This is a genomic window from Celeribacter sp. SCSIO 80838, from assembly GCF_056498065.1.
Genome location: NZ_JAZKMA010000001.1, coordinates 2,439,803 through 2,461,326, shown reverse-complemented (window position 1 = coordinate 2,461,326; position 21,524 = coordinate 2,439,803). Strand labels below are relative to the sequence as shown.

18 protein-coding genes are annotated in these 21,524 nt (G+C 63.3%); 6 read left to right on the top strand and 12 right to left on the bottom strand.

Features of this window, described 5'->3' with window-relative positions:
- Positions 1-12: 12 nt before the first annotated feature.
- The 5 genes from xylA to xylF form a co-directional block, all read right to left on the bottom strand.
- Entirely contained in the window at positions 13-1,317 is a 1,305-nt protein-coding gene (xylA, locus tag V1475_RS12305; protein ID WP_479412976.1) for a xylose isomerase, read from the bottom strand.
- Positions 1,314-2,753 (bottom strand): xylulokinase, encoded by a 1,440-nt coding sequence (gene xylB / locus V1475_RS12300; RefSeq protein WP_479412975.1) that lies wholly within the window; start codon positions 2,751-2,753, stop codon positions 1,314-1,316. Before xylB ends, xylA begins: the two co-directional genes overlap by 4 nt.
- 12 nt (positions 2,754-2,765) lie before the next feature.
- Entirely contained in the window at positions 2,766-3,533 is a 768-nt protein-coding gene (locus V1475_RS12295) for an ATP-binding cassette domain-containing protein (RefSeq protein ID WP_479412974.1), read from the bottom strand.
- A 12-nt stretch (positions 3,534-3,545) separates the two neighbouring features.
- On the bottom strand, positions 3,546-4,883 hold the full coding sequence (locus V1475_RS12290; RefSeq protein WP_479413976.1) for a sugar ABC transporter permease: 1,338 nt from the start codon (positions 4,881-4,883) through the stop codon (positions 3,546-3,548).
- Between the two features lie 98 nt (positions 4,884-4,981).
- Positions 4,982-6,022, bottom strand: coding sequence for a D-xylose ABC transporter substrate-binding protein (gene xylF, locus V1475_RS12285; protein WP_479412973.1), 1,041 nt, complete (start codon positions 6,020-6,022; stop codon positions 4,982-4,984).
- Between the two features lie 223 nt (positions 6,023-6,245).
- Between xylF and V1475_RS12280 the strand changes: the two genes are divergently transcribed.
- Positions 6,246-7,553: an ROK family protein gene (locus V1475_RS12280; protein WP_479412972.1), complete on the top strand. Its 1,308-nt coding sequence runs from the start codon at positions 6,246-6,248 to the stop codon at positions 7,551-7,553.
- Positions 7,550-9,058, top strand: a complete 1,509-nt coding sequence (locus V1475_RS12275; RefSeq protein WP_479412971.1) for a CRTAC1 family protein — start codon at positions 7,550-7,552, stop codon at positions 9,056-9,058. The genes V1475_RS12280 and V1475_RS12275 overlap by 4 nt, the downstream gene beginning before the upstream one ends.
- A gap of 115 nt (positions 9,059-9,173) precedes the next feature.
- On the opposite strand, the gene V1475_RS12270 is transcribed toward V1475_RS12275, so the two are convergent.
- The 5 genes from V1475_RS12270 to V1475_RS12250 form a co-directional block, all read right to left on the bottom strand.
- Positions 9,174-10,472, bottom strand: coding sequence for a cytochrome-c peroxidase (locus V1475_RS12270; protein ID WP_479413975.1), 1,299 nt, complete (start codon positions 10,470-10,472; stop codon positions 9,174-9,176).
- Positions 10,462-11,295 (bottom strand): TolB family protein, encoded by an 834-nt coding sequence (locus V1475_RS12265; protein ID WP_479412970.1) that lies wholly within the window; start codon positions 11,293-11,295, stop codon positions 10,462-10,464. Before V1475_RS12265 ends, V1475_RS12270 begins: the two co-directional genes overlap by 11 nt.
- Before the next feature lie 75 nt (positions 11,296-11,370).
- Entirely contained in the window at positions 11,371-12,414 is a 1,044-nt protein-coding gene (gene mgrA, locus V1475_RS12260; RefSeq protein WP_479412969.1) for an L-glyceraldehyde 3-phosphate reductase, read from the bottom strand.
- Between the two features lie 11 nt (positions 12,415-12,425).
- The gene (locus tag V1475_RS12255) at positions 12,426-13,112 is read right to left on the bottom strand and encodes a D-lyxose/D-mannose family sugar isomerase (protein ID WP_479412968.1); all 687 of its coding nucleotides are present in this window, start codon (positions 13,110-13,112) and stop codon (positions 12,426-12,428) included.
- Positions 13,109-15,526: a beta-mannosidase gene (locus V1475_RS12250; RefSeq protein WP_479412967.1), complete on the bottom strand. Its 2,418-nt coding sequence runs from the start codon at positions 15,524-15,526 to the stop codon at positions 13,109-13,111. Before V1475_RS12250 ends, V1475_RS12255 begins: the two co-directional genes overlap by 4 nt.
- Before the next feature lie 216 nt (positions 15,527-15,742).
- On the opposite strand from V1475_RS12250, the gene V1475_RS12245 reads away from it, so the two are divergent.
- The 3 genes from V1475_RS12245 to V1475_RS12235 are packed head-to-tail and all read left to right on the top strand — an operon-like array spanning position 15,743 to position 18,287.
- Positions 15,743-16,255, top strand: coding sequence for a TRAP transporter small permease (locus V1475_RS12245; RefSeq protein ID WP_479412966.1), 513 nt, complete (start codon positions 15,743-15,745; stop codon positions 16,253-16,255).
- Positions 16,252-17,574, top strand: a complete 1,323-nt coding sequence (locus tag V1475_RS12240) for a TRAP transporter large permease (RefSeq protein ID WP_479412965.1) — start codon at positions 16,252-16,254, stop codon at positions 17,572-17,574. Before V1475_RS12245 ends, V1475_RS12240 begins: the two co-directional genes overlap by 4 nt.
- A complete protein-coding gene (locus V1475_RS12235) occupies positions 17,574-18,287 on the top strand; it encodes a phosphotransferase enzyme family protein (protein ID WP_479412964.1) in 714 nt (237 codons plus the stop codon). Before V1475_RS12240 ends, V1475_RS12235 begins: the two co-directional genes overlap by 1 nt.
- Here V1475_RS12235 and V1475_RS12230 read toward each other — a convergent pair.
- Positions 18,284-18,775: a MarR family winged helix-turn-helix transcriptional regulator gene (locus V1475_RS12230; RefSeq protein WP_479412963.1), complete on the bottom strand. Its 492-nt coding sequence runs from the start codon at positions 18,773-18,775 to the stop codon at positions 18,284-18,286. The genes V1475_RS12235 and V1475_RS12230 overlap by 4 nt on opposite strands.
- 81 nt (positions 18,776-18,856) lie before the next feature.
- Between V1475_RS12230 and V1475_RS12225 the strand changes: the two genes are divergently transcribed.
- The gene (locus V1475_RS12225) at positions 18,857-19,726 is read left to right on the top strand and encodes an EamA family transporter (protein ID WP_479412962.1); all 870 of its coding nucleotides are present in this window, start codon (positions 18,857-18,859) and stop codon (positions 19,724-19,726) included.
- A 43-nt stretch (positions 19,727-19,769) separates the two neighbouring features.
- Here the strand turns inward: V1475_RS12225 and V1475_RS12220 are convergent, their stop codons facing one another.
- Complete coding sequence (locus tag V1475_RS12220; protein WP_479412961.1) at positions 19,770-21,524, bottom strand: SulP family inorganic anion transporter; 1,755 nt, start codon at positions 21,522-21,524, stop codon at positions 19,770-19,772.

The following is a 21,524-nucleotide window of genomic DNA, read 5'->3' as shown; positions in this document are numbered from 1 at the left end:
CCGCCTTTCCCATCAGATGAACCGGCTCACAAGGTTTTCCAACCGCTCCTGCCGCCCCGAGCGCGGCTCCGGGTTGATCGCGTCGGCCAGCACCCGCGCCTCGATCCCCTCGAGATCGCCGTGGTCGAGCATATCCGCATTCTCCGGCATGCCCCAATCGGCATAGCGCGCCGCCCGGTTGGCCTCCAGCCGCCCGTCCTCCAACAGCGCCGCCGCCGCTTTCAGCCCCCGCGCGCAGATATCCATGCCCCCGACATGGGCCAAAATCAAATCCTCAGGGTCCAGAGATTGCCGCCGGATACGCGCATCGAAATTTGTGCCGCCGGTGGTGAATCCCCCCGCTTTCAACACCTCGTAATAGGCCAGTGCCACCTCATGCGGCGCGTTCGGGAACTGGTCGGTGTCCCAGCCGGACTGGTAATCGTTGCGGTTCATGTCGATCGAGCCGAAAATCCCCAAAGAGGCCGCCAGCGCCAGCTCATGCTCAAAGGAATGCCCCGCGAGGATGGCATGCCCCTGCTCAATGTTCATCTTGACCTCACCCTCAAGCCCATAGCGCTTGAGAAACCCGTAAACCGTGGCCACGTCGAAATCATACTGGTGTTTCGAGGGCTCCTGCGGCTTCGGCTCCACCAAAATGGCGCCTTTCCAGCCCCGCTTGTGTTTGTATTCGACCACCATTTCGAGCATCCGCGCCGCCTGATCCGCCTCACGCGTCAGATCGGTGTTGAGAAGCGTCTCATAGCCCTCGCGCCCGCCCCAAAGCACGTAATTCTCGCCGCCCAGCCTGATCGTCGCATCCATGCAACTCTTGATCGTCGCCGCCGCATAGGCAAACACCTCCGGGTCCGGGTTGGTCGCCGATCCGGCCATGAAACGGCGATGGGTAAAGAGGTTCGCCGTGCCCCACAGGAGGCGGGTTTTCGAACCTTCCATCTTTTCGGCGAAATAGTCGGTGATCTCTTCGAGATTGCGTTTGCTTTCGGCGAAATCCGCGCCTTCGGGCCGCACATCCGCGTCGTGAAAGCAAAAGAACGGCGCTTGCAGGATGTCGAACATCTCGAAGGCGACATCGGCCTTCATCTTTGCCTTCGCCATGCCCTCGCCAAACCACGGACGGTCAAAAGTCCGCCCTCCGAACGGATCGCCGCCCTCATAGGCAAAGCTGTGCCAATAGGCGACGGCAAAGCGCAGATGCTCCTCCATCCGCTTGCCCATCACCACCTCATCGGGGTTGTAATGTTTGAAAGCGAACTCGTTGTCGCTGTCCGGGCCTTCATATGTGATCTGCGGGATATTTTTGAAAAACTCTGTCATGTCAGCCCCTTGAGTGCATGTTGTGCGGCCTTGAACCGGGCGAACCCGTCACCATAGGCCTCTGTCAGATCGGCCACCGGCTCGATCGTCGCCTGAATGCGCGGCCTGTGGGCAATCTCCGCCCCCACGCCGGTCGCGGCCATCATCCCCAGACGCGCCGCCCCGAACGCGCCGCCGAAATCCCCCGCCACCGGCAGGTCCACCGGCACGCCCAGAGCCGTGGCGATGGCCTGAAGCCAGTAATGCGATTTCGACCCGCCGCCGACAGCCAGCAGCCGGTCGATCTTTGTGCCCGTGGCGGCCAGCGCCTCGGCGCAGTCCTTGAGCGCGAATGTCACCCCTTCGAGCACCGCGCGCGTGCCCGCCGCCGTGTCGGTCGCATGTTCGAGGCCAACAAACGCTCCCCGGATCGCCGCATCGTTCAGGGGCGTGCGCTCGCCGCCCAGATAGGGCAGAAACTGCGTCTTCCCCGGCGCTTTCAAATGGGCCAGCGGCGCGGTCAGCTCCGCCGCGCCCTGCCCGACAAACCGCCCGTACCAGTTGAGCGCATCCGTCGCGGCCAGGATCACGCCCATCTGGTGCCATGTCTCCGGCAGCGCATGGCAAAACGTATGCACCGCCGTCGCCGCCGCGGGGCGATAGCCGTCATTCGCCGCAAACAACACGCCTGAAGTGCCCAGGGACACAAAGGCCTGCCCCGCCTTGACGACCCCCGCGCCGATGGCCGAGGCCGCATTGTCACCGCCGCCCCCCGCAATCACGCAGGCCGCCGACATGCCCCATTTCACCGCCAATTCCGGTCGCAACTGGCCGGACACCTCCGAGCCTTCGACCAAACGCGGCATGAAAGAGCGGTCCATGTCGGTCGCCGCCAAAAGATCGTCCGACCAGTCCCGCGCGCCGGTGTCGAACCACGCCGTCCCCGCGCTGTCGGACATCTCGCCCACGAACTCACCCGTCAGGTACAGCCGCAGGTAATCTTTCGGCAAAAGCACCTTGCGGACCCGCGCAAAAAGCGCCGGTTCATGGGCCTTCACCCAAGCCAGTTTCGGCGCGGTAAAGCCCGGAAAGACGATATTGCCGGTGATGGCGCGAAACTGCGGGTCGGCATCGAGCGCGGCGGCCTCGACAGAGGACCGTGTGTCGTTCCACAGGATGCAAGGCCGGAGCACCTCGTCTGCGGGTCCCAAAAGCGTCGCGCCATGCATCTGCCCCGAAAGCCCGATGCCCCAAACCCCCGAGAGGTCCGCCTTCTCCTTCAGCGCCGCCATCACCGCGTCGCAGGCCGAAATCCAGCGCGCCGGGTCCTGTTCCGACCAGCCGTCCTCCGGGCGCTCGTTGGTCAGCGCCGCGCTGGCCTCGGCGACGACGTTCTGCGCCTCGTCGATCAGCATGGCTTTGAGACCGGAGGTCCCGAGATCAAGTCCGATATACATATGCAATCCGTTTCAATAGGCCTGAGGCGGCTTTTTCCCCATGATGATCATGCCGAGAATGTCCTCGTCCGTGACCTCATTCACATTGACCGTGCCGACCTTCTGGCCGTTCTTCATCACCATCGCCCGGTCGCAGAGCCGCATGACGTTGTGGATGTCGTGCTCGATGAGGAAAATCCCCAGCCCCTGCGCCTTCAGCTCTTCGATCAGTTCGGCCACCATCTGGGTCTCATGCGGGCCAAGTGCTGCGGTCGGTTCATCCATGATCAGGATCTTGGCGTTGAAATAGACCGCGCGGGCGATGGCCACCGATTGCCTTTGACCGCCCGAAAGTGCCGAAACCGGCACTTTGAACTTCTGGAAATTCGGGTTGAGCCGCCCCATGATCTTGCGGGTTTCCGCCTCCATCGCAGGCTCATCGACAAAGCCCAGAGGCGTCACCAGCTCGCGCCCGAGAAACAGGTTTGAGGCCGCATCAAGATTGTCCGCCAAGGCGAGCGTCTGATAGATCGTCTCGACATTGTATTTGCGCGCATCGCGGGTGTTGCGAATCTCGGCGCGCTCGCCGTTGATCAAAATCTCGCCCGCATCCTTCTGATAGGCGCCCGAGAGGCATTTGATCAGGGTCGATTTTCCCGCACCATTGTGGCCCAGAAGGCCGACGACCTCGCCCGGATAGAGATCGATCGAGACGTGATCCACCGCCTTGACGCCGCCGAAGGCGATGGAAATGTCCTTGAGCTCGACCAAGGGCGTGCCGGTGTTCGGATTGCTGCTCATGATCGTCTCTCCTTACACTTTGAGGCCGAGTTTCTTGCGGTACTGGATGTCGATCCAGACCGCGAACACGAGGACCGAGCCGACAACGATGTTCTGAAGCGGCGCGTCCACACCGACCATCGCCATGCCCGATTGCAGCGATTGCATAATGAGCGCGCCCAGAATGGCCCCGTGAATGGTGCCGATCCCGCCGGACAAAGCCGTGCCGCCGATCACCGCCGCCGCAATCACGCGCAGCTCGTCCAGAGTGCCGATGTCATTGGCATGGGACGCCAGACGGGCGGAGGCGATCACCGCGGAGAGGCCGCAAAGAAACCCCATCAGCGCGAAAATCTTGACCGTCAGGAGTTTGGTGTTGATCCCCGAAAGCTCCGCCGCATCCGGGTTGCCCCCCGTTGCGAAGATATATTTGCCGAGCCGCGTCTTCTTGGCGAGCAGGGTCATGGCAATCGCCACCACGATCAGCACAATGACCGACACCGGCAGCCCGTAGGCCTCTGTATAGCCATCGGGCAGCACCTCGCCGCGCGCCTCGAACATCCGCCGCAGCTTGCCGGTCGGGATGTCATAGGCATTGAGCGTGGCGATATAGCCGAGGATCACCGCAACAGAAATGCCCCCGAGCGTCAGCTCCGCCCAGAGCGGTTTCGTCGGAAACCCGTGCGTCTTGCGCGCCTGACGGGCATTCCAGATCGCATAGAGTGCAAAAGCAGAGGCCAAAAGCCCCACGCCCCACGACAGCGCGACACCCAGCGTGCCCTCCGCACCGCCCAGCACGAGATAGGTCTTGTCCAGGGGCGCAATCGTCTGGCCGTCCGTGAGATACCAGCCGACATAGCGCCAGATCAGCAGCCCGCCCAAGGTGACGATAAAGGCCGGGATGCCCTGATAGCCGATCAGCCAGCCGTTGAACGCCCCGATCAGGGTGCCGATGGCCAGACAGGTCAGGATCGCCAGCGGCGCAATCATCGGGTTGCCATAGTCGAGCCCGATCACCTGCGGCAGCCAACGCGCCTGCATCATCGCCCCCATCGCCGAGGCAATCGCCAGAACCGCGCCGACCGACAGGTCGATGTGGCGGGTGACGATGACGAACACCATCCCCGTCGCCATGATCGCTACGGACACCGTCTGAACCGTCAGGTTGAACACATTGCGCGGCGTGATGAACCGCCCGTCGGTGAAGAAATTGAACGCCAGCGCGATGGCGACAAACGCCCCCACCATACCCAGAAGCCGCACATCGAGCTCCAGTTGCCCAAACAGGCTCTTGCGCATCGCCGGAAGCCCGGAGCCGGACGCACTGTCCGTACCGGTATCTACGGCGGGCTTTGCATGTTGATCTGTCATAGCCATGATCCGCCCCTCCCCAAGGCGTCTGTCGCGCTTTCGCGGCGCCTGCGCGGGGCGCATACCCGCGCAGGTTCATGCTCGTCGTTGAGATCGGATCAGTTACAGGGCGACGGACCGTCGCTCACGCCCTGACACAGCGCATCCTTGGTGATCCAACCGGCATCCACCACCACGTCGAGATTGTCCTTGGTGATCGGGATCGGCGCGAGGAACATCGCCTTCATATCCTTGCCGCCCGGCGTCGTGAAATCGACCGTCCCCGGCACATCCGCGGCCATCATGCCACCGGCCAGTTCCACCGCGATCTCGGCGGCATTCTTGCCAAGTTCGCGACTGTCCTTCCACACCGACACCGTCTGAGTGCCAAGCGCGATGCGGTTCAGCGCCGCGTGATCGCCGTCCTGACCGGAGACCGGAATCCCCGCCATACCCTGCGCCAAGAGCGCGGCCACAGCGCCGCCCGCCGTGCCGTCGTTCGAGGCCACGACCGCGTCCACCTTGTTGTCATTGGCGGTCAGGATCGATTCCATGTTGCGCTGCGCATTGGCCGGGAGCCAGGCATCGGTATAGGCCTCGCCCACAATCGTGATGTCGCCCGCGTCAATCGCCGCCTGCAACACCTCCTGCTGACCGCCACGCAGGAAATCCGCGTTCGGATCGGTCGGCGAACCCTTGATCATCACGTAATTGCCCTTGGGCTGGGCCTCATAGACCGCCTTTGCCTGCAACCGCCCGACCTCGATATTGTCGAAGGTCAGGTAATAGGCGCGCGGGTCCTCGATCAGCCGGTCATAGGCGATCACCGGGATCTCCTCGTCGGCGGCCATCTGCACCGCCGGAATGACGGCCTGCGTGTCCTGCGCCAGAACGATCAACGCATCGACGCCCTGCGCAATCAGGCTTTCAATGTCGGAAAGCTGCTTGGCCGAGGACGATTGCGCGTCCGCCGAGACATAGGTCGCGCCCGCCGCCTCAAGAGCCGCCTTGATCGCGCCCTCATCCGTCTTCCAGCGCTCTTCCTGAAAGTTGGACCAGCTCACGCCCACCGTCAGCCCTTCGGCCATGGCGGACGTCGTGGCAGACGCCGTGAAACCGGCCGCCACAATCGTGGCCGCCATCAACATGGATTTACGCATGAATTTCCTCCCAAAGATTCACACCGTCGCCGCCCTCCTCCTCAAGAGACCAAACGACAGCCCGACTCGCAGCCGGATGTCAAAAGCATGCCATATTTAATTCACCTGTCAAAAAAATAATCTCGCCTTTGCCGAAAAATTAGGTGTAAATGAATCATCAAACAGATGAAAACCGTGAAATTTCGTGCTGCAGAGCGGCATTTAATTAGACAGGTAAACTATAATGCCCGACACTGGACTGCCAGATACGCCCGCCGCGCCCGATCCCACGACCACGGACCTCGCCTCGGACACCTCCCCGGAGCATCGGGCACAAGGCACCGGCTGCGGACCGCTGTTTCCAACGCCGGACAGCAGCGCCAAATCGACACGTCAACAGCTTTTCGAAGCGGTACGCGCCGCAGGCGCCATCTCGCGGGTCGACCTGTCGCGCCAGACCGGTTTTTCCCCCGCCACCGTGACTCAGACCGCCGCCGATCTCATCGCCACGGGGCTGATCGAGGAAACCGACCTGCCACGCCGCGAGGGCGATGGCGGGCGCGGTCGCCCGCCCGTCGGCCTCAAGATCCGGCCCTGCGCCGGGATGGTCGTCGGGGTCAAAATCTCCGACCGTTCGAACTCCGCCGTGGTGCTCGATCTCGCCGGTCAGCTTCTCGGCTCCGCCACCCTGCCCGCGCCGCCCACCGCGCGCAGCACCGAAGAGATCCTGACCGAAGCAGAAGTGCTCGTACAGGCCGCCCTGCAAGACGCCGGACGCATCGGCGCCCGCCCCGACGCCATCGCCCTCGGCCTGCCCGGCATGGTCGATTTCGATCTCGGTCGGGTGCTCTGGTGCCCCTTCATGGAAGAATCCGACATTCCGCTCCGCGATCTGTTGACCGCCCGCCTCGGCGCGCCGGTGCGGATCGACAATGACGCCAACCTTCTGGCCCTCGCGGAGTTGTGGTTCGGCGAGGGGCGTGGGCTCGACAACTTCGCCGTAGTCTCCATCGAGCATGGCGTCGGCATGGGCCTTGTGATCAACCATCGCCTGCATCGCGGCGGCATGGGCCATGGCATGGAGATCGGCCATACCAAGGTGCAACTCGACGGCGCGCTCTGCCGCTGCGGTCAGCGCGGCTGCCTTGAGGCCTATGTCGCCGATTACGCCTTGGTGCGCGAGGCGCACACCGCGCTCAACCTCGGCCATCAAAGCACCTGCGCCGACGTGATGCTGGAAACCCTCTACCGACAGGCCAAGGAGGGCAACGCCTTGGCCCGGACGATCTTTTCCCGCGCGGGGCGCTATCTTGCCGTCGGGCTCGCCAATGTGGTGACTCTGTTCGATCCGGCCCTGATCCTTCTCTCCGGCGACCGTTTGCGCTACGATTTTCTCTATGCCGAAGAGGTGCTGAGCGAGACCCGCGCGCTCACCCATCGCCCCGGCCGACCGCCCACGCCCGTGGAGATCCACGCCTGGGGCGATCTGATCTGGGCGCGGGGCGCGGGGGCGCTGGCGCTCGAATTTGCCACGGAGACACTGGTCGGATGACCCGCGCATTTGTGCTCGCCGCCTCCCTCGCCCTGCCCCTCGCCGGTCAGGCCCAGACCATCCCGCAATTCCAAGACCGCTCCGACGCGCTTCCGGCGCAGATCTACGCCGGGGGCTGGGAGCATTACGTCGGCGGCGGGCTGGCGGTTTTCGATTGCAACGGTGATGGCCTGCCGGAGATTTTCGCAGCGGGCGGTGCGATCCCGGCGCGGCTGATGCTCAACCGCTCCAGTCAGGGCGGCGCGCTTCGGTTCGATCCCGGTCCCCTGCCGCTGATCCCCGGCGTCACCGGGGCCTACCCGCTCGACATCGACAGCGACGGCACGCTCGATCTCGCCGTGCTGCGCGTGGGCGAAAATCTCTTGCTCAAAGGCATGGGCGACTGCCGCTTCGAGGTGGCAAACGACGCTTGGGGCTTTGACGGCGGAGACCGCTGGACCACCGCTTTCGCGGCCGGTTGGGAGGGAGACAATGACCGCCCGACACTGTTCTTCGGCAATTACGTCAACCGCGACGACCCGAACGGCCCGTTCGAGGCCTGCGATGTGAATGAATTGCACCGACCTGCGGAACAAGGTTGGACCAAAACCACGCTCAGCCCCGGATTTTGCACCCTCTCCGCGCTGATCTCCAAAGGCGCGCGCGGCGTCCAGAGCCTGCGGCTCTCGAACGACCGGCATTACTACGTCAAAGGCGGCTACGAGCAGGTCTATGACCTTCAGAACAATCGCTTTCTCGATGAGAGCGACGGTTGGGAGCGGGTCTCGCTCTGGGGCATGGGCATTGCCGAGCGCGACATCAACGGCGACGCGGTGCCGGACGTTATGTTGACCTCGATGGGCGATCAGCTTTTGCAATTCGGCCATCCGGACGGCGCATATGAGGCCGCGCCTTTCGAGATCGGCACCTATGCGCACCGGCCTCATCTGGGCGATGACGGGCGCGCCTCCACCGGCTGGGCAGCGGATTGGGGCGATGTGGACAATGACGGGCGCGTCGATCTGTTCATCGCCAAGGGCAATGTCGAGCAGATGCCCAACAATGCCGCGCGTGACCCGAACAACCTTTTGCAGCAAAAGCCCGACGGCACCTTTCGCGAGGTCTCGATCGCGGCGGGTGTGGCCTCTTTCGCCAAATCGCGCGGCGCGCATCTTGTCGATCTCAACGGCGACGGGCGGCTCGATCTGGTGGTGGTCAACCGCAACAGCCCGATGGAGCTTTATGAAAACGTCACCCCTTCTGGAAACTGGCTCGACGTCAGTCTAACGCAGCCGGGCATCAACCCGCGCGGCGTCGGCGCGGTGGTCGAGATCGCGACCGACACGGCCACACAGATGCAGGAGATCACCGTCGGCGGCTCGCATGGCTCCGGCAAAGCGGTGCCGCTGCATTTCGGTCTTGGCACGGCGGAGGAGGCACGGGTTCGGGTGACATGGCCGGATGGCACTCAGACGGGCTGGGTCGGGATCGACCGGCTCAATCGCTGGGTGCAACTGGCGCGCTGAACCTAAGGCGTTTTTCGTTTAATCTGAATCAGATTGAGCGAAAAGCGTTACCACACTGCATTGATGTTGCTGCGTTTCTCAAAAATTGAGTGCCTCAAGTTTTTTGAGAAACGCTTTATTTTTCGAAAGACAGCCCCGAGGGCACCCGCTCCGGAATGCCCAAGCGTTTCGGATCGTCCTCAAGCGCCGCCAAAAACGCCATCAGCGCGTCGATCCCGGCCTCCGGCAGCGTCCGATCCTCGACCTCGATGGCCGAGAGGATCGCCGCCACATCCGCCTCGGTCTCCATGACTTCCCAGTCCTCCACCGGCAAATCCGGCAGGATCGCCTGCGCCCGATCATAGTGCAAAAGACTGTCGGCAGGCGCGAGATGGGCCACGATGAAACTCCGCAAATCGCGATAGGCCCCGGCATGGCCATAGGGCGCGGTCAGCGTCACGTTGCGCAGGGACGGCGTGCGGAAGGCATAGAGATCTTCGGCCTTGCCCGTCACCCGAAACCGGCCCTCGTCGCGGCTACCGCGTTCGAAATCGAGCGTCTTGCCGGGGCCGAATTGCGGCTGGCCCATGGCATGAAAATCGTGATCGGTCTGGAACGGCCCGGCATGGCAGGCGGCGCATCCCGCCTCACCATAAAACAGCGCCATGCCCTCTGCGGCCTGATCCGAAAGCGCGGCCTCACCGCGCAAAAACCGGTCAAACGCGCTGTCATCGGCGCGAAATTCGAAGGCCATGAACCCGGCGATGGCATTGGAAATATCGGCAAAGCCAATCTCCCGCCCCGCCGCGATCTCCGGGTACACCGCCTCGAACCGCGCCTGATACTCCGGAATGCCCGCAACCTTGGCGGCGATCATGTCCCATGCGCCACCCTCGCCGGAAAACCGCCCCATGCGGATCGCTTTCGACAGGGGGTTCTCGCTGACATTGCCGCCCATTTCATCGGGCGAGAGCACCGGAAACGCCGCCTGCGTCGCCAGAATACCGGAGACTTCCGCGAAAAACCCGTCCTCGATCGGCACGCGCAGCGCCCCATTCACCCGCTCGACCCGCCCGTCGTGAAACATATGGGTGAACGCACGCGCGCCGAGATTGTAAAGCGCGGGCGCGTTCCGCGGCACCCGGTCCTCCGGCACATTCGCCGGGTCCGCAACCCGATCCGGCCCCAATCCGATGCCGCCCTCGCCCATGCCCAAAGACAGCCCGTCGGAGGTGCCAAGCCGGGGATGATGACAGGTCGAGCAGGAGATATTGTCATTGCCCGAGAGGATCGGATCGTAGAACAGAAGCTGGCCCAATGCGGCCTCAGCCTCGCTCACCGGCAGGTAATCGGCATCCGTCACAGGCGCAGGCAGGTCAAACGCCCCGGCATGACCGCCGAGCAGCATGAGACACAGCGTCAGATCAACCCGCATATTCGACATAGGCAAAGGCCTTGCCGTCGGGCGACCAGGACGGCACGTTCATCGTCCCCTGACCGCCGGTCAGTTGCACGAGGCTTTCCACCGCCCGGTCCTTGCCAGTCCAGAGTTTGAGCTCAACCTGAAACCCCGAAGGATGCCCGATCGTGCCCTCGGGATAGGCCAGATAGACCACCTGCCCGTCCGGCCCCGGATGCGGGAACCAGTTGACCATCGCGTCCTCCGTCATGCGCTCAAGCCCCGATCCATCCGCCCGCACCCGCCAAAGCTCGCTCTCGCCCAGACGGTCCGAGTTGAACCAGATCCATTCGCCACAGGGCGAGAAATCCGGCCCGTCATAGCGATGCGCCCCCTCAATGATACAGGTCTCGCCCGAGCCATCCGCCTTCGCCGTGTAAATCCCGAACAACCCCTCGCGCACCGCCGTATAACAGATCATCCGCCCGTCCGGCGAAATGCCATGGAACCACGACGGTTGCTTGGCCGTCACCTCGACGGGATCGGCCTCATCGACACCAAGCGCCATGCGCCAGATCCGCGCCGCGCCGCCATAGGAATGATCGGTAAAATAGAGCGTATCGCCATCGGGCGACAGGCCGTGATCGTTGTTGACGTTAACGCAAAGCCCGGTGTCGATCTCCAGAAGCTCCGGGTCGTCCAGCTCGACCCAAAACAGGCTGCCATCGCCATTGACGATGAGCGCCGAGCCATCCGGCACCCAGTTCGGCGCGGCGATCTCCAACCCGGTCTCCAGAACAGGCATGGCCTGCCCCTCCTCAAGATCGTAGATCATCAGACGCGAGACCCAACCCGACATGGCACCCTCCCGATACATGGTTCCCCAAGGCTACACCGAGGCGCGTGCGCCGACAATGGCTTGTATCACAGGCGGTTACGCCTTTTCACCGCGCCCTTCGGAGGAGGTCGCCCAGAGGTTGATCTTTTCCTCATCGGCATGGGCGTCGATCAGGGCCAGTTCCTCCGCCGTAAAGCTCAGATTGTCGAGCGCACCGACGCAATCGACCACCTGCGAGGGCTTCGACGCACCAATGAGCGCCGAGGTGATCCCGCCCTCGCGCAACACCCAAGCGAGCGCCATCTGCGCCAGCGTCTGGCCCCGCGCGGCGGCGATCTCGTTGAGCGCATTGAGACTCGCAATCGCATGATCCGACAGCATTTTCGGATCGAGCGATTTGTGCTGCGTGGCCCGCGAGCCTTCGGGAATGCCCCCAAGATATTTACCCGTCAGCATGCCCTGCGCCAGCGGCGTAAAGGCGATGGAGCCGACGCCCAGCTCTTTCAAAGTGTCCTTCAACCCGTCGCGCTCGACCCAGCGGTTGAGCATATTGTACGACGGCTGATGGATCACACAGGGCGTGCCGAGATCGTTCAGGATCGCCACCGCCTGCCGCGTCCGCTCGGCGTTATAGGAGGAAATCCCCACATAAAGCGCCTTGCCCTGCCGCACGATCGCATCGAGCGCACCCATGGTTTCCTCCAAAGGCGTCTCCGGATCGAAACGGTGGGAATAGAAGATGTCGACATACTCGACCCCCATGCGTTTCAGCGATTGATCGCAGGAGGCCATCAGATATTTGCGCGATCCCCATTCGCCGTAAGGCCCCGGCCACATCTCATATCCCGCCTTTGACGAGATGATCATTTCATCCCGGTAGCCTTTGAAATCGTTTCGTAAAATCTCGCCAAACGCCTCCTCGGCGCTGCCCGTCGGCGGGCCGTAATTGTTCGCCAGATCGAAATGCGTGATCCCCAGATCGAAGGCCGTGTGCAGGATCTCGCGCTTTAGCTGATGCGGCGTGTCATGGCCGAAATTGTGCCACAACCCCAAGGAAATCGCCGGAAGTTTCAACCCGGATCGCCCGCAGCGATTGTAGATCATCTTCTCATACCGCGTCTCTGCCGGAACATATCCCATCACCGTCTCCCTTATAGCCATCTCTCGTAATCGCTCACCAAAAGGTGCAGCGGGGCGGCGTCTTCGTCCAGTTGCGAAAACCGCCCAATGGGGTCGCGAAAGATGTTGTCCGTGCGGTCGTCGTTCACATTCGACACCTCCCCGATCAGCACCTTGCCGCCCTCGCCCCAGAACGCATGCCAGTGCCACGGCTCCAGCGTCACGCTCTCGCCGGGCGCCAGCGCCAGATGTTCGCCGGGCTTCAAGCGCCGCACCTGACCGTCGGTCAGCACCTCAACCGGCGCGGTTTCATCGAAGCCGCCGTCGTCAGACCGGGTCCAAAGCTCCAACACCAGCGTCCCGCCACCGCGGTTGATGATGTCCTCAGTCTTCTTGATGTGGTGATGCATCGGGCTGATCTGGTTCTCCTCCGAAATCAGCAATTTCTCCGCATAGAGCGGCCCCATGCCGCGCGCCACATTCGCCGCATTACCGTTCCTGAGCGTGAACAGAAACAGCCCGAGATGTTCGAAATCCCCCTGACCGTAATCCGTGATGTCCCAGCCCATCATGTGATCCCGGATCACCGCACCACCGCCCGCCACATGCGCCTGCAACGCCTCCGGCGTCAGATAGGCAAAGGGCGGCAGGACAAAGCCGAAAGACTTCATAAACGCATCCGCCTCGCGGATGATCTCATTGACGGTCGAGCGTTTCACAGCGTGCCTCCCATGGTTGCGGAATACAGGTCTCTCAAGATGAAATTCACAGGTTTTCCAATCTCTTCCGGCACAAATCTGATCCTGACTGGCATCCCCGGCAACAGGGTCACCGCATTGGCCGAAAACCGCCCCGGCCCATCGGCCTCAAGCGCCACGAAGGGCGCGAGCGCTTTCGCCTCCAACGCAATCTCAACTTCGCCTTCCGTCTCTTTGATATTCATCGAAATTCTTGGGTCGCAAAGGTCATATTCCTTCCATGCCTTCGGAGCATAGAAATCCCCTCCGGCGCCGCCTTCATACTGCCATGTAAAGACGTAAATCTCATCGTCCTTCAGCGTCCCGGTCGGCAGATCGAACAGCTCCAGCGCCTTTGACGGCCAGGCCGACACCTCGACCTCCGCCAAGGGCCGCGCCCGGCCCGCCAGATCGACGGCGGCCACCTGCACCGTCACATCGACATTTTCTCCGAAGTCATTGACAATGAAGAAAACATCCTTTTCACCCTCAGGCACCGCCAGCACCGAAATTGGCGCATAAAACCGCGCTGCCATATGATGTGACAGCTTCCATCCGCCACCATAATCGAGCGTCGACCAACTCGCACAGGGCCATGTGTCGTTGAGCTGCCAATAAAGCGTGCCCCAACACGATCCCTTCTGCGCCCGCCACGCCGAAATCGCCGTCTTGAGCGCCAACCCCTGCTGCACCTGACTCAGGTAGATCACATCCTCCATGCGCTGCGGCAGGCGAAACTCCCGCATCATCGTGGCCACGATCCGCGCGTTGCCGCCCACGTTTTTCTGATGGCTTTCCATCGCGGGCGAGGACGGGTTCAGATCGCCGATCCACTCCGCCGCCACCCCCTGTGACGGAAAGGACTGAAACCCGAATTCCGACACAAACCGCGGACGCACATCCCGATACGCCGCAAACGGCTTGTTCTCATGCCAGACGTCCCAGACATGCATGTCGCCGGAGCCGCCGCCATGCCAGTCATTATGCCAGCCATCGCCAAAATCAAGCCGCCCGCGCGACGGCGAGGACGGCCACCAATTCGCCTCCGGATCGACCTCTTTCAACGCTGTCTCAATCGTCCGGTTCAGCCGATCATAGGCCACCAGATGCCGGTCCCGTTCCGCCCCGCCGCCGGTCAACTCATCGAGCATACCGATGATCTCATTGTCGCCACACCACAGCGCCAGACAGGCGTGATGCGACAGGCGCTCCACCTGCTCGCGCACCTCCGCCGCCACATTGTCGAGAAACGCCGCATCCGCCGGGTAGAGATTGCAGGCGAACATAAAGTCCTGCCACACCATCAGCCCAAGCTCATCGCAGAGGTCATAGAACCAATCCGGCTCATAACGCCCGCCGCCCCAGACCCGGATCATGTTCATATGCGCATCCACCGCCGATTGCAGCAAATCGCGCACCTTCGCACGCTCAATCCGCCCCGACAGCGCCTCGGCGGGCACCCAGTTCGCCCCCTTGGCAAACACATCGCGCCCGTTGACCCGAAACTTGAACCCAAGCCCCCGATCGTCGCGCAAGCACACATGTTCGATCCGCCGGAGACCGATCCGCCGCGTCGCCACAGCCGCCCCGCAAATCACCTCCAGATCGTACAACCTCTGCGCGCCTTGCCCCGCAGGCCACCAGAACTCCGGCACCTCGACGAAAAACTTCGCCTCCGCCACGCCATTCTCAACGACCGCCTCGCGCACCCGATCTGCAAAGCGCATCTCAACGGATGCCCCGTCCCCATGCGCCACATGCGCCCGCACCATCACCGACACGCTTTCGCTCTCGATGTCATGATGCGCCTGCATCACCTCGATGCGCTCAAACCGGGTTTCCTTTGCTGGACAAATACTCACAGCCCCCGCCCCGAACGGCGCCAGAGCCGGGTTCCAGTCCCAGCCGAAATCGCATTGCTGTTTGCGCAGCATGTTGATGTCGGGGATCGGGCAATTGCCCTTGTGATAGGGCACCTCGACCGGCTGTTCCGCCTGCCGCCGCGCCGCCTCCCGCACCACGGAGAGAAAGCGCAATTCGATCTCGTTCTCCCCTTCCCGCGCAACCTCCGACAAGTCCGCACGCCATGTCCGAAACGCATTGTCCGCCGTCAGCACAAGCTGCCCGTTCACCCGCAGCTCGACCACCCCGTCGAGCCCGTCGAGCACCAGCTCCACCGCTGGGTCCTCAAGCCTCACCTTGCGCGACAGAACCCAGTCCCGCTCGGCAATCCAGCGCAGATCTTCGGCATTGCGACCGGCATAAGGCTCCGGGATCAATCCTGCCGCCGCCAGAGACGACACCGCATCGAAGGGCAGCGACACCTCGATCTCATGCCCCTGACCATCCGACAGCCGCCATCCCGTCGCCAAATTTCGTTCCGATCTCTGCGACATGCGCGTGGCTCCCTGAAGTTTTCTGTCGCGCTCCTTCTGCCGCATCCCGTCTGGGCGCACAAAGCGGCAGAAGGTCCCTGTTGGCGCTATCAGACCCAGTTTTGACCCGGCAGTCAAACATCTTTCAAAGCGTTTTGAACCCTTCGCATCCCACGTTTTGCGGTTGACCGCCCAAGTGCAGCCGGTAAACCCGTCTCAGCAATGAGGGCAGTTCTCATGTATGACATCCTGTCGAAACGGGTCGGCCAACTGGCGCGGCTGACGGCCTATCTGGGCGGTTTCGGATTGTTCGCGGTGATCGCAGTCACCTGTGTCTCGGTCGCGGGCCGCGCGCTCGGGGGGATCGGGCTCGGACCACTGCCCGGCGACATCGAACTCGTGGAGCTTGGCATCGGCTTCGCCGTTTTCACCGCCCTGCCTTACGCGCAATATGCCCGCGCCCATGCCCGGGTCGATCTGATCCGACCGGCGCTCGGCCCATTGCCCAACCGCCTCCTCGATCTCGCAGGCGATCTGCTCATGCTCGGCTTCACCGCCGGGCTCACCTGGCGGCTCTGGCTCGGCACGCTCGACAAGGCGACTTACGGCGAGACCTCGTTCATCCTGCAAATCCCGATGGTCTGGGGCTACCGCGCCGCCATGGCCGCCATGGTCGTCGCCGTCATCGTCGCCGGGTTCTGCGTGATCCGCTCCGCCCGCACGCTTCTCATCCGGGAGGCCCGCGCATGAGCCGTATCGAGATCGGCCTCTGGTCCTTCCCCGTCCTACTCCTGCTCATCTTCCTGCGCATTCCGATCGGGGTCGCCATGGCCGTCGTGGGCTTTGGCGGGGCCTATCTTTTGAACGGCAACTCCCTGATGATGCTGAGTCAGCTCAAGCATCTGACCTATGGCGAGTTCTCCTCCTATTCCTTCTCAATCATCCCGCTCTTTCTGCTGATGGGCCATTTCGCCACTCTGGGCGGCATGTCGGCGGGGCTGTTCAAGGCCGCCGAGACCTGGCTCGGCCATCGCAAGGGCGGGGTCGCCATGGCCGCCGTGGGAGCCTGCGCGGGCTTTGGCGCGATCTGCGGGTCCTCGCTCGCGACCGCCGCCACCATGGGCAAGACCGCCCTGCCGGAACTGAAACGCTACGGCTATTCCGGCCGCCTCGCCACCGCCTCTCTGGCGGCGGGCGGCACGCTTGGCATCCTGATCCCGCCCTCTCTCATCCTCGTGGTCTATGCCATGCTGGCCGAGGAAAACATCGCCAAGCTCTTTCTCGCCGCCTTCCTCCCCGGCCTTCTTGCCGCCATCGGTTACATGATCTGCATCTCGATCTATGTCCGCATCCGGCCCGATTGCTGCACCTCTCGCGCCCCTGCCACATGGTCCGAACGCCTCACCGCGCTCGCCAAGGTCTGGCCCGTCCTCGTGATTTTCGGCGCGGTTGTGGGCGGCATCTATCTGGGCATCTTCACCCCGACCGAAGGCGCCGCCGTCGGCGCGGCGGGCACCGGGCTTGTGGCCTTGTTCTCCGGCGCGCTCACATGGCGCGGCATCGGCGAAGCCATCCTCGAAACCGCCGCCTCCTCCGGCATGATCTACCTGATCCTTCTGGGCGCGAAAATGTTCAACAATTTCCTCGCCCTCTCCGGCCTCCCCATGGCCGCCGCCGGATGGGCCGAGGGGCTGACCCTCTCGCCATGGCTGATCCTCACCGCCGTGCTCCTGATGTATCTCGCCTTCGGCTGCGTCATGGACAGCCTCTCGATGATCTTCCTCACCATCCCGATCCTCTACCCCATCATGTCCGGGCTGGACTTCGGCCTGCCGCCGGGGGAGTTCGGCCTCTGGTTCGGCGTCATCGTCCTGATCGTCGTCGAGGTCGGGCTGATCACGCCGCCTGTCGGCATGAACCTCTTCATCATCAACGCCTTGGACCCCGAGGTGCCGATCTCCGAGACCTTCAAGGGCACCTTGCCCTTCGTCCTCACCGACCTGATCCGCGTGGCGATCCTCGTCGCCTTCCCGATCCTGACCCTCGGCCTCGTGCGGCTGGTGTACTGATGCTGCCACCCATTCACCTCTGGGGCCTCTCCGCCCCTCTGGAACCCTTGGGCGGCGGGCATCGCAATGCCGTGTTCCGCACTTCCGAGCTGGCGCAAGATCTGGTCTTCAAATCCACCCGCCGCACGGAGGCGCAACTGCGCTGGCTCACACCGGTTCACGCCGCCGCCGAGACTGCGGGCTTTGTCACGCCCCGGCTGATCCCCGACCGGACCGGACGGCTCAACGCCGACGGCTGGACCTGCGAACCCTTTATCGAGGGCCGCCCGTTTCAGCCCGACGACCTGCCGCAAATCGCCGAGCGCATCGACGCGTTCCACGCCGCCACGGCAAACCTCCCGCAACGCCCTGAATTTTGTTCGTCATGCGAACTCCTTACAGAAACCACCGGCGGCGACGTCGATCTCACCGCCCTGCCCGCCGATCTCATGGCGCTCTGCCGCACCGCGTGGCAAGCACTCGGCACCGAAACCGGCACCATCCATGGCGATCTCACGGCTGGCAACCTGATCCACACAGCCCAAGGCCCGGCGTTGATCGACTGGGACGCGGCCCGCGTCGATCACCGCGCCTATGACCGGCTCCGCACCCGGCCCGAGACCGCCACGGCCGCCGAGAAAACCGCCGCCCTGGCATGGGAAGTCGCCGCAAGCTGGCAGATCGAACCCGAGCACGCCCAGCTCGTCGCCCGCATCCTCAAAACCCGCCTCTAAAGCCGCTCCAGCCAACCCTGCAAAAGCCCGTCGAGGGCGGAAAACTCCTCCGCACTGAGCAGATCCGTCAGCCGTTTCTGCGTCGCAACATGGTCCGCCACCGCGCGCTCGATCACCTCAAACCCCGCCTCGGTCAGCGCCACAATCGCCTTGCGCGCATCTCCTTCGTCCGCCCGGCGCGCGACAAGATTCTGCGCCTCAAGCCGGTTGATCCGATTGGTCACCGAGCCCGATGTGATCATCATCCGCGCCATCAACTGCCCCGCACTCAGCGCATAGGGCGACCCCGCCCGGCGCAGCGTCGCGAGCAAATCGAAGCTCGCCTGATTGAGCCCGTGGCGCGCGAAAGTGGCCTCCATCTCCGCGCCAAGCAACCGCGTCAGTCGCGCCATGCGCCCCAAAAGCGCCATCGGCCCGGTGTCGAGATCGGGCCGTTCCCGCGCCCATTGTGCGCGAATATCGTCGAGTGTGAGTGTCGTATCTTCCATCCGGTCACGGTTTCAGAAATTTATCTTGACGTCAAGATTTCACGACTTATCTTGACGTCAAGATAAAATGAAAGACCCGACATGCCCCACCCCGCACATCCCCGCGACATTGCCCTGACCGCCCTTGCGCCCACGATCTGGGGCGCGACCTATCTCGTCACCACCACGCTCTTGCCCCAGGGCATTCCGGTCACCGTCGCGCTCTTGCGCGCCCTGCCAGCGGGGCTTTTGCTGCTCCTGATCCTGCGCAAGCTGCCGACTTGGGACTGGGTGCCGCGACTGCTGGTCTTGGGCGGGCTCAATTTCACCCTGTTCTTCATCTGCCTGTTCATCGCCGCCTACCGCCTGCCCGGCGGGGTGGCCGCCACTCTGGGCGCGACCCAGCCGCTGATCGTTCTCATCCTCGCGCGCCTGCTGCTGGGCTATGCGATCCGGCCTCTGGCCGTGGTGGCCGGAATTGCGGGGCTGATCGGCGTCGCCTGTCTCGTGCTCTCGCCCGACGCCGCCCTCGATCCCGTCGGCATCCTCTCCGCACTGATCGGGGCGGTGTCCATGGCCACCGGCACGGTTCTGAGCCGCAAATGGTCCCCGCGCGTGCCGCCGCTGGTGTTCACCTCATGGCAGTTGATCGCAGGTGGCGTGCTGCTGTTGCCGCTCGCCCTCCTGATCGACCCGCCGCTCCCCGCGCTGAGCCTCGCCAATGTCTCGGGCTTTCTGTTCCTCGGGCTGATCGGTGGTGCACTGGCCTATTTCCTGTTCTTTCGTGGCATCGCCACCATCGGCCCCGAACGCGTCGCGCCGCTCGGATTCCTCAGCCCCGTCACCGCCGTACTCTTGGGCGTTCTCGTGGCGCGCGAAACCCTGTCCCTGCCGCAGATCATCGGCATGGTACTGATCTTCGGCTCGGTCTGGCTTGGGCAATATGCCCAAAGCCGTCCTCTCCGCTCCTGACCGCACCAAAGAAAACGCCCTCCGATGGAGGGCGCTTCCGATCTTAAGCCGCGTCGCTGGCCGGTGTCGGGCCGGTCACATCGCCCAAAGCCTTCATCGCCGCGAACTGGCTGAGGAACACTTGCCCCGTCAGATCGTGCAGGAAGTGCGAGCGTTGCAGGCGATCCATCACCGGGCCTTTGACCTCGGACAGGTGGAACTTGATGCCATTGTCGGCAAGGCGGCTGTTGACCTCTTCCAGCGCCTCAAGCGCCGAGCTGTCGATCTCGTTGATCGCCGTACACATCAGCACCACATGTTTGAGCGCCTTGTCCTCCGCCATGCGGTCGAGGATGTAATCCTCCAAAAAGCGCGCATTGGCGAAATAGAGGCTTTCATCGACGCGGATGGTCACCAGCTCCGGCGTGGTCAGCACCTCGTGCCGCTTGATATTGCGGAAATGCTCGGTGCCCGGAACAAGACCCACCTCCGCGATATGCGGTTTCGAGGTCTTGTAGAGGTGCAGCGCAATGGACAGGATCACCCCTGCCGACACGCCCACCTCGACACCGGAGATCAGCGTCAGAACGATGGTCGCGAGCACGGCGGTGAAATCGGCTTTCGAATAGCCCCATGTGCTTTTGAGGATTTTGAAATCCACCAGAGACAGCACGGCCACGATGATCGTCGCGGCCAGCGTGGCCTGCGGCAGGAAGTAGATCAGCGGCGTCAGGAACAGTGCGGCAATCGCCAGACCGACGGCGGTGAACGCCCCCGCTGCCGGCGTTTCCGCGCCCGCGTCGAAGTTCACGACAGACCGCGAAAACCCGCCCGTGACCGGGAAGCCGCCGGTAAACGCCGCACCGAGGTTGGCCGCGCCCAGACCGATCAATTCCTGATCCGGGTCGACCCGCTGACGCTTCTTGGCGGCGAGCGTTTGCGCGACCGAAATGGATTCCACGAACCCGATGATCGAGATCAGCAGCGCCGGAATGAAAAGCTGTTTCAACAGCGCCAGAGAGCTGATCGGCCAGGTGAAGGGCGGCAGGCTCTGCGGCACGTCGCCGACGATGCGCACGCCGTGTTGATCGAGGCGGAACACGCCCACGACCAGCGTCGTCACCACGACGGCGGCCACCGGCCCCGCCTTGGTCACCACATCGGCGAGACGCGGACCGAGACCCGCTTTGCGCAGAAGCGGTTTGAGCCCCTTGCGCACCCAGAACAGAAAACTCGTCGCCAGCACCCCGATCACCAGCGTGATCCAGTTGATCTCGCTCAGATGGGTCCAGAGACTTTCAAGCAAGTGAACGAGCGTATGCCCGCCCGCACTGACCCCGAGGATATGTTTCAGCTGCGAGGCCGCGATCAGCACGCCAGACGCGGTGATAAAGCCCGCGATCACCGGGTGCGACAGGAAATTCGCCAGAAATCCGAGCCGGAATAGCCCGAGCGTCACCAGCATCGCCCCCGACAGGAAGGCAAGCGTGATGGCGGCGGTGGCATAGCCCGCCGTGCCCTGCTCCGCCACGGCCCCCACGGCGGCGGCGGTCATCAGCGACACCACGGCCACCGGCCCGACCGCCAGCGCCCGCGAGGTGCCGAACACCGTATAGAGCATGATCGGCACGATGGAGGCATAAAGCCCCGCCTCCGCCGGAAGCCCCGCAAGCAGAGCATAGGCCAGCGACTGCGGGATCAGCATGATCGTCACGATGATCGCGGCGATGCCGTCATTGGCAAATGCGCTGGCGTTGTATTTCGAACCCCAGTCGAGAATGGGGAGGTAGCGTTTTAAAACGCGAGGATCGAACGACAC

Bases quoted from the DNA above. Each gene is read 5' to 3' on its own strand.
- V1475_RS12275 (WP_479412971.1), top strand. From the start codon at position 7,550: ATGACCCGCGCATTTGTGCTCGCCGCCTCCCTCGCCCTGCCCCTCGCC.
- xylB (WP_479412975.1), bottom strand. From the start codon at position 2,753: ATGTATATCGGACTTGATCTCGGGACCTCCGGTCTCAAAGCCATGCTG.
- xylF (WP_479412973.1), bottom strand. From the start codon at position 6,022: ATGCGTAAATCCATGTTGATGGCGGCCACGATTGTGGCGGCCGGTTTC.
- mgrA (WP_479412969.1), bottom strand. From the start codon at position 12,414: ATGGGATATGTTCCGGCAGAGACGCGGTATGAGAAGATGATCTACAAT.
- V1475_RS12270 (WP_479413975.1), bottom strand. From the start codon at position 10,472: ATGCGGGTTGATCTGACGCTGTGTCTCATGCTGCTCGGCGGTCATGCC.
- xylA (WP_479412976.1), bottom strand. From the start codon at position 1,317: ATGACAGAGTTTTTCAAAAATATCCCGCAGATCACATATGAAGGCCCG.
- V1475_RS12250 (WP_479412967.1), bottom strand. From the start codon at position 15,526: ATGTCGCAGAGATCGGAACGAAATTTGGCGACGGGATGGCGGCTGTCG.
- V1475_RS12290 (WP_479413976.1), bottom strand. From the start codon at position 4,883: ATGACAGATCAACATGCAAAGCCCGCCGTAGATACCGGTACGGACAGT.
- V1475_RS12235 (WP_479412964.1), top strand. From the start codon at position 17,574: ATGCTGCCACCCATTCACCTCTGGGGCCTCTCCGCCCCTCTGGAACCC.
- V1475_RS12295 (WP_479412974.1), bottom strand. From the start codon at position 3,533: ATGAGCAGCAATCCGAACACCGGCACGCCCTTGGTCGAGCTCAAGGAC.
- V1475_RS12280 (WP_479412972.1), top strand. From the start codon at position 6,246: ATGCCCGACACTGGACTGCCAGATACGCCCGCCGCGCCCGATCCCACG.
- V1475_RS12265 (WP_479412970.1), bottom strand. From the start codon at position 11,295: ATGTCGGGTTGGGTCTCGCGTCTGATGATCTACGATCTTGAGGAGGGG.
- V1475_RS12240 (WP_479412965.1), top strand. From the start codon at position 16,252: ATGAGCCGTATCGAGATCGGCCTCTGGTCCTTCCCCGTCCTACTCCTG.
- V1475_RS12225 (WP_479412962.1), top strand. From the start codon at position 18,857: ATGCCCCACCCCGCACATCCCCGCGACATTGCCCTGACCGCCCTTGCG.
- V1475_RS12245 (WP_479412966.1), top strand. From the start codon at position 15,743: ATGTATGACATCCTGTCGAAACGGGTCGGCCAACTGGCGCGGCTGACG.
- V1475_RS12230 (WP_479412963.1), bottom strand. From the start codon at position 18,775: ATGGAAGATACGACACTCACACTCGACGATATTCGCGCACAATGGGCG.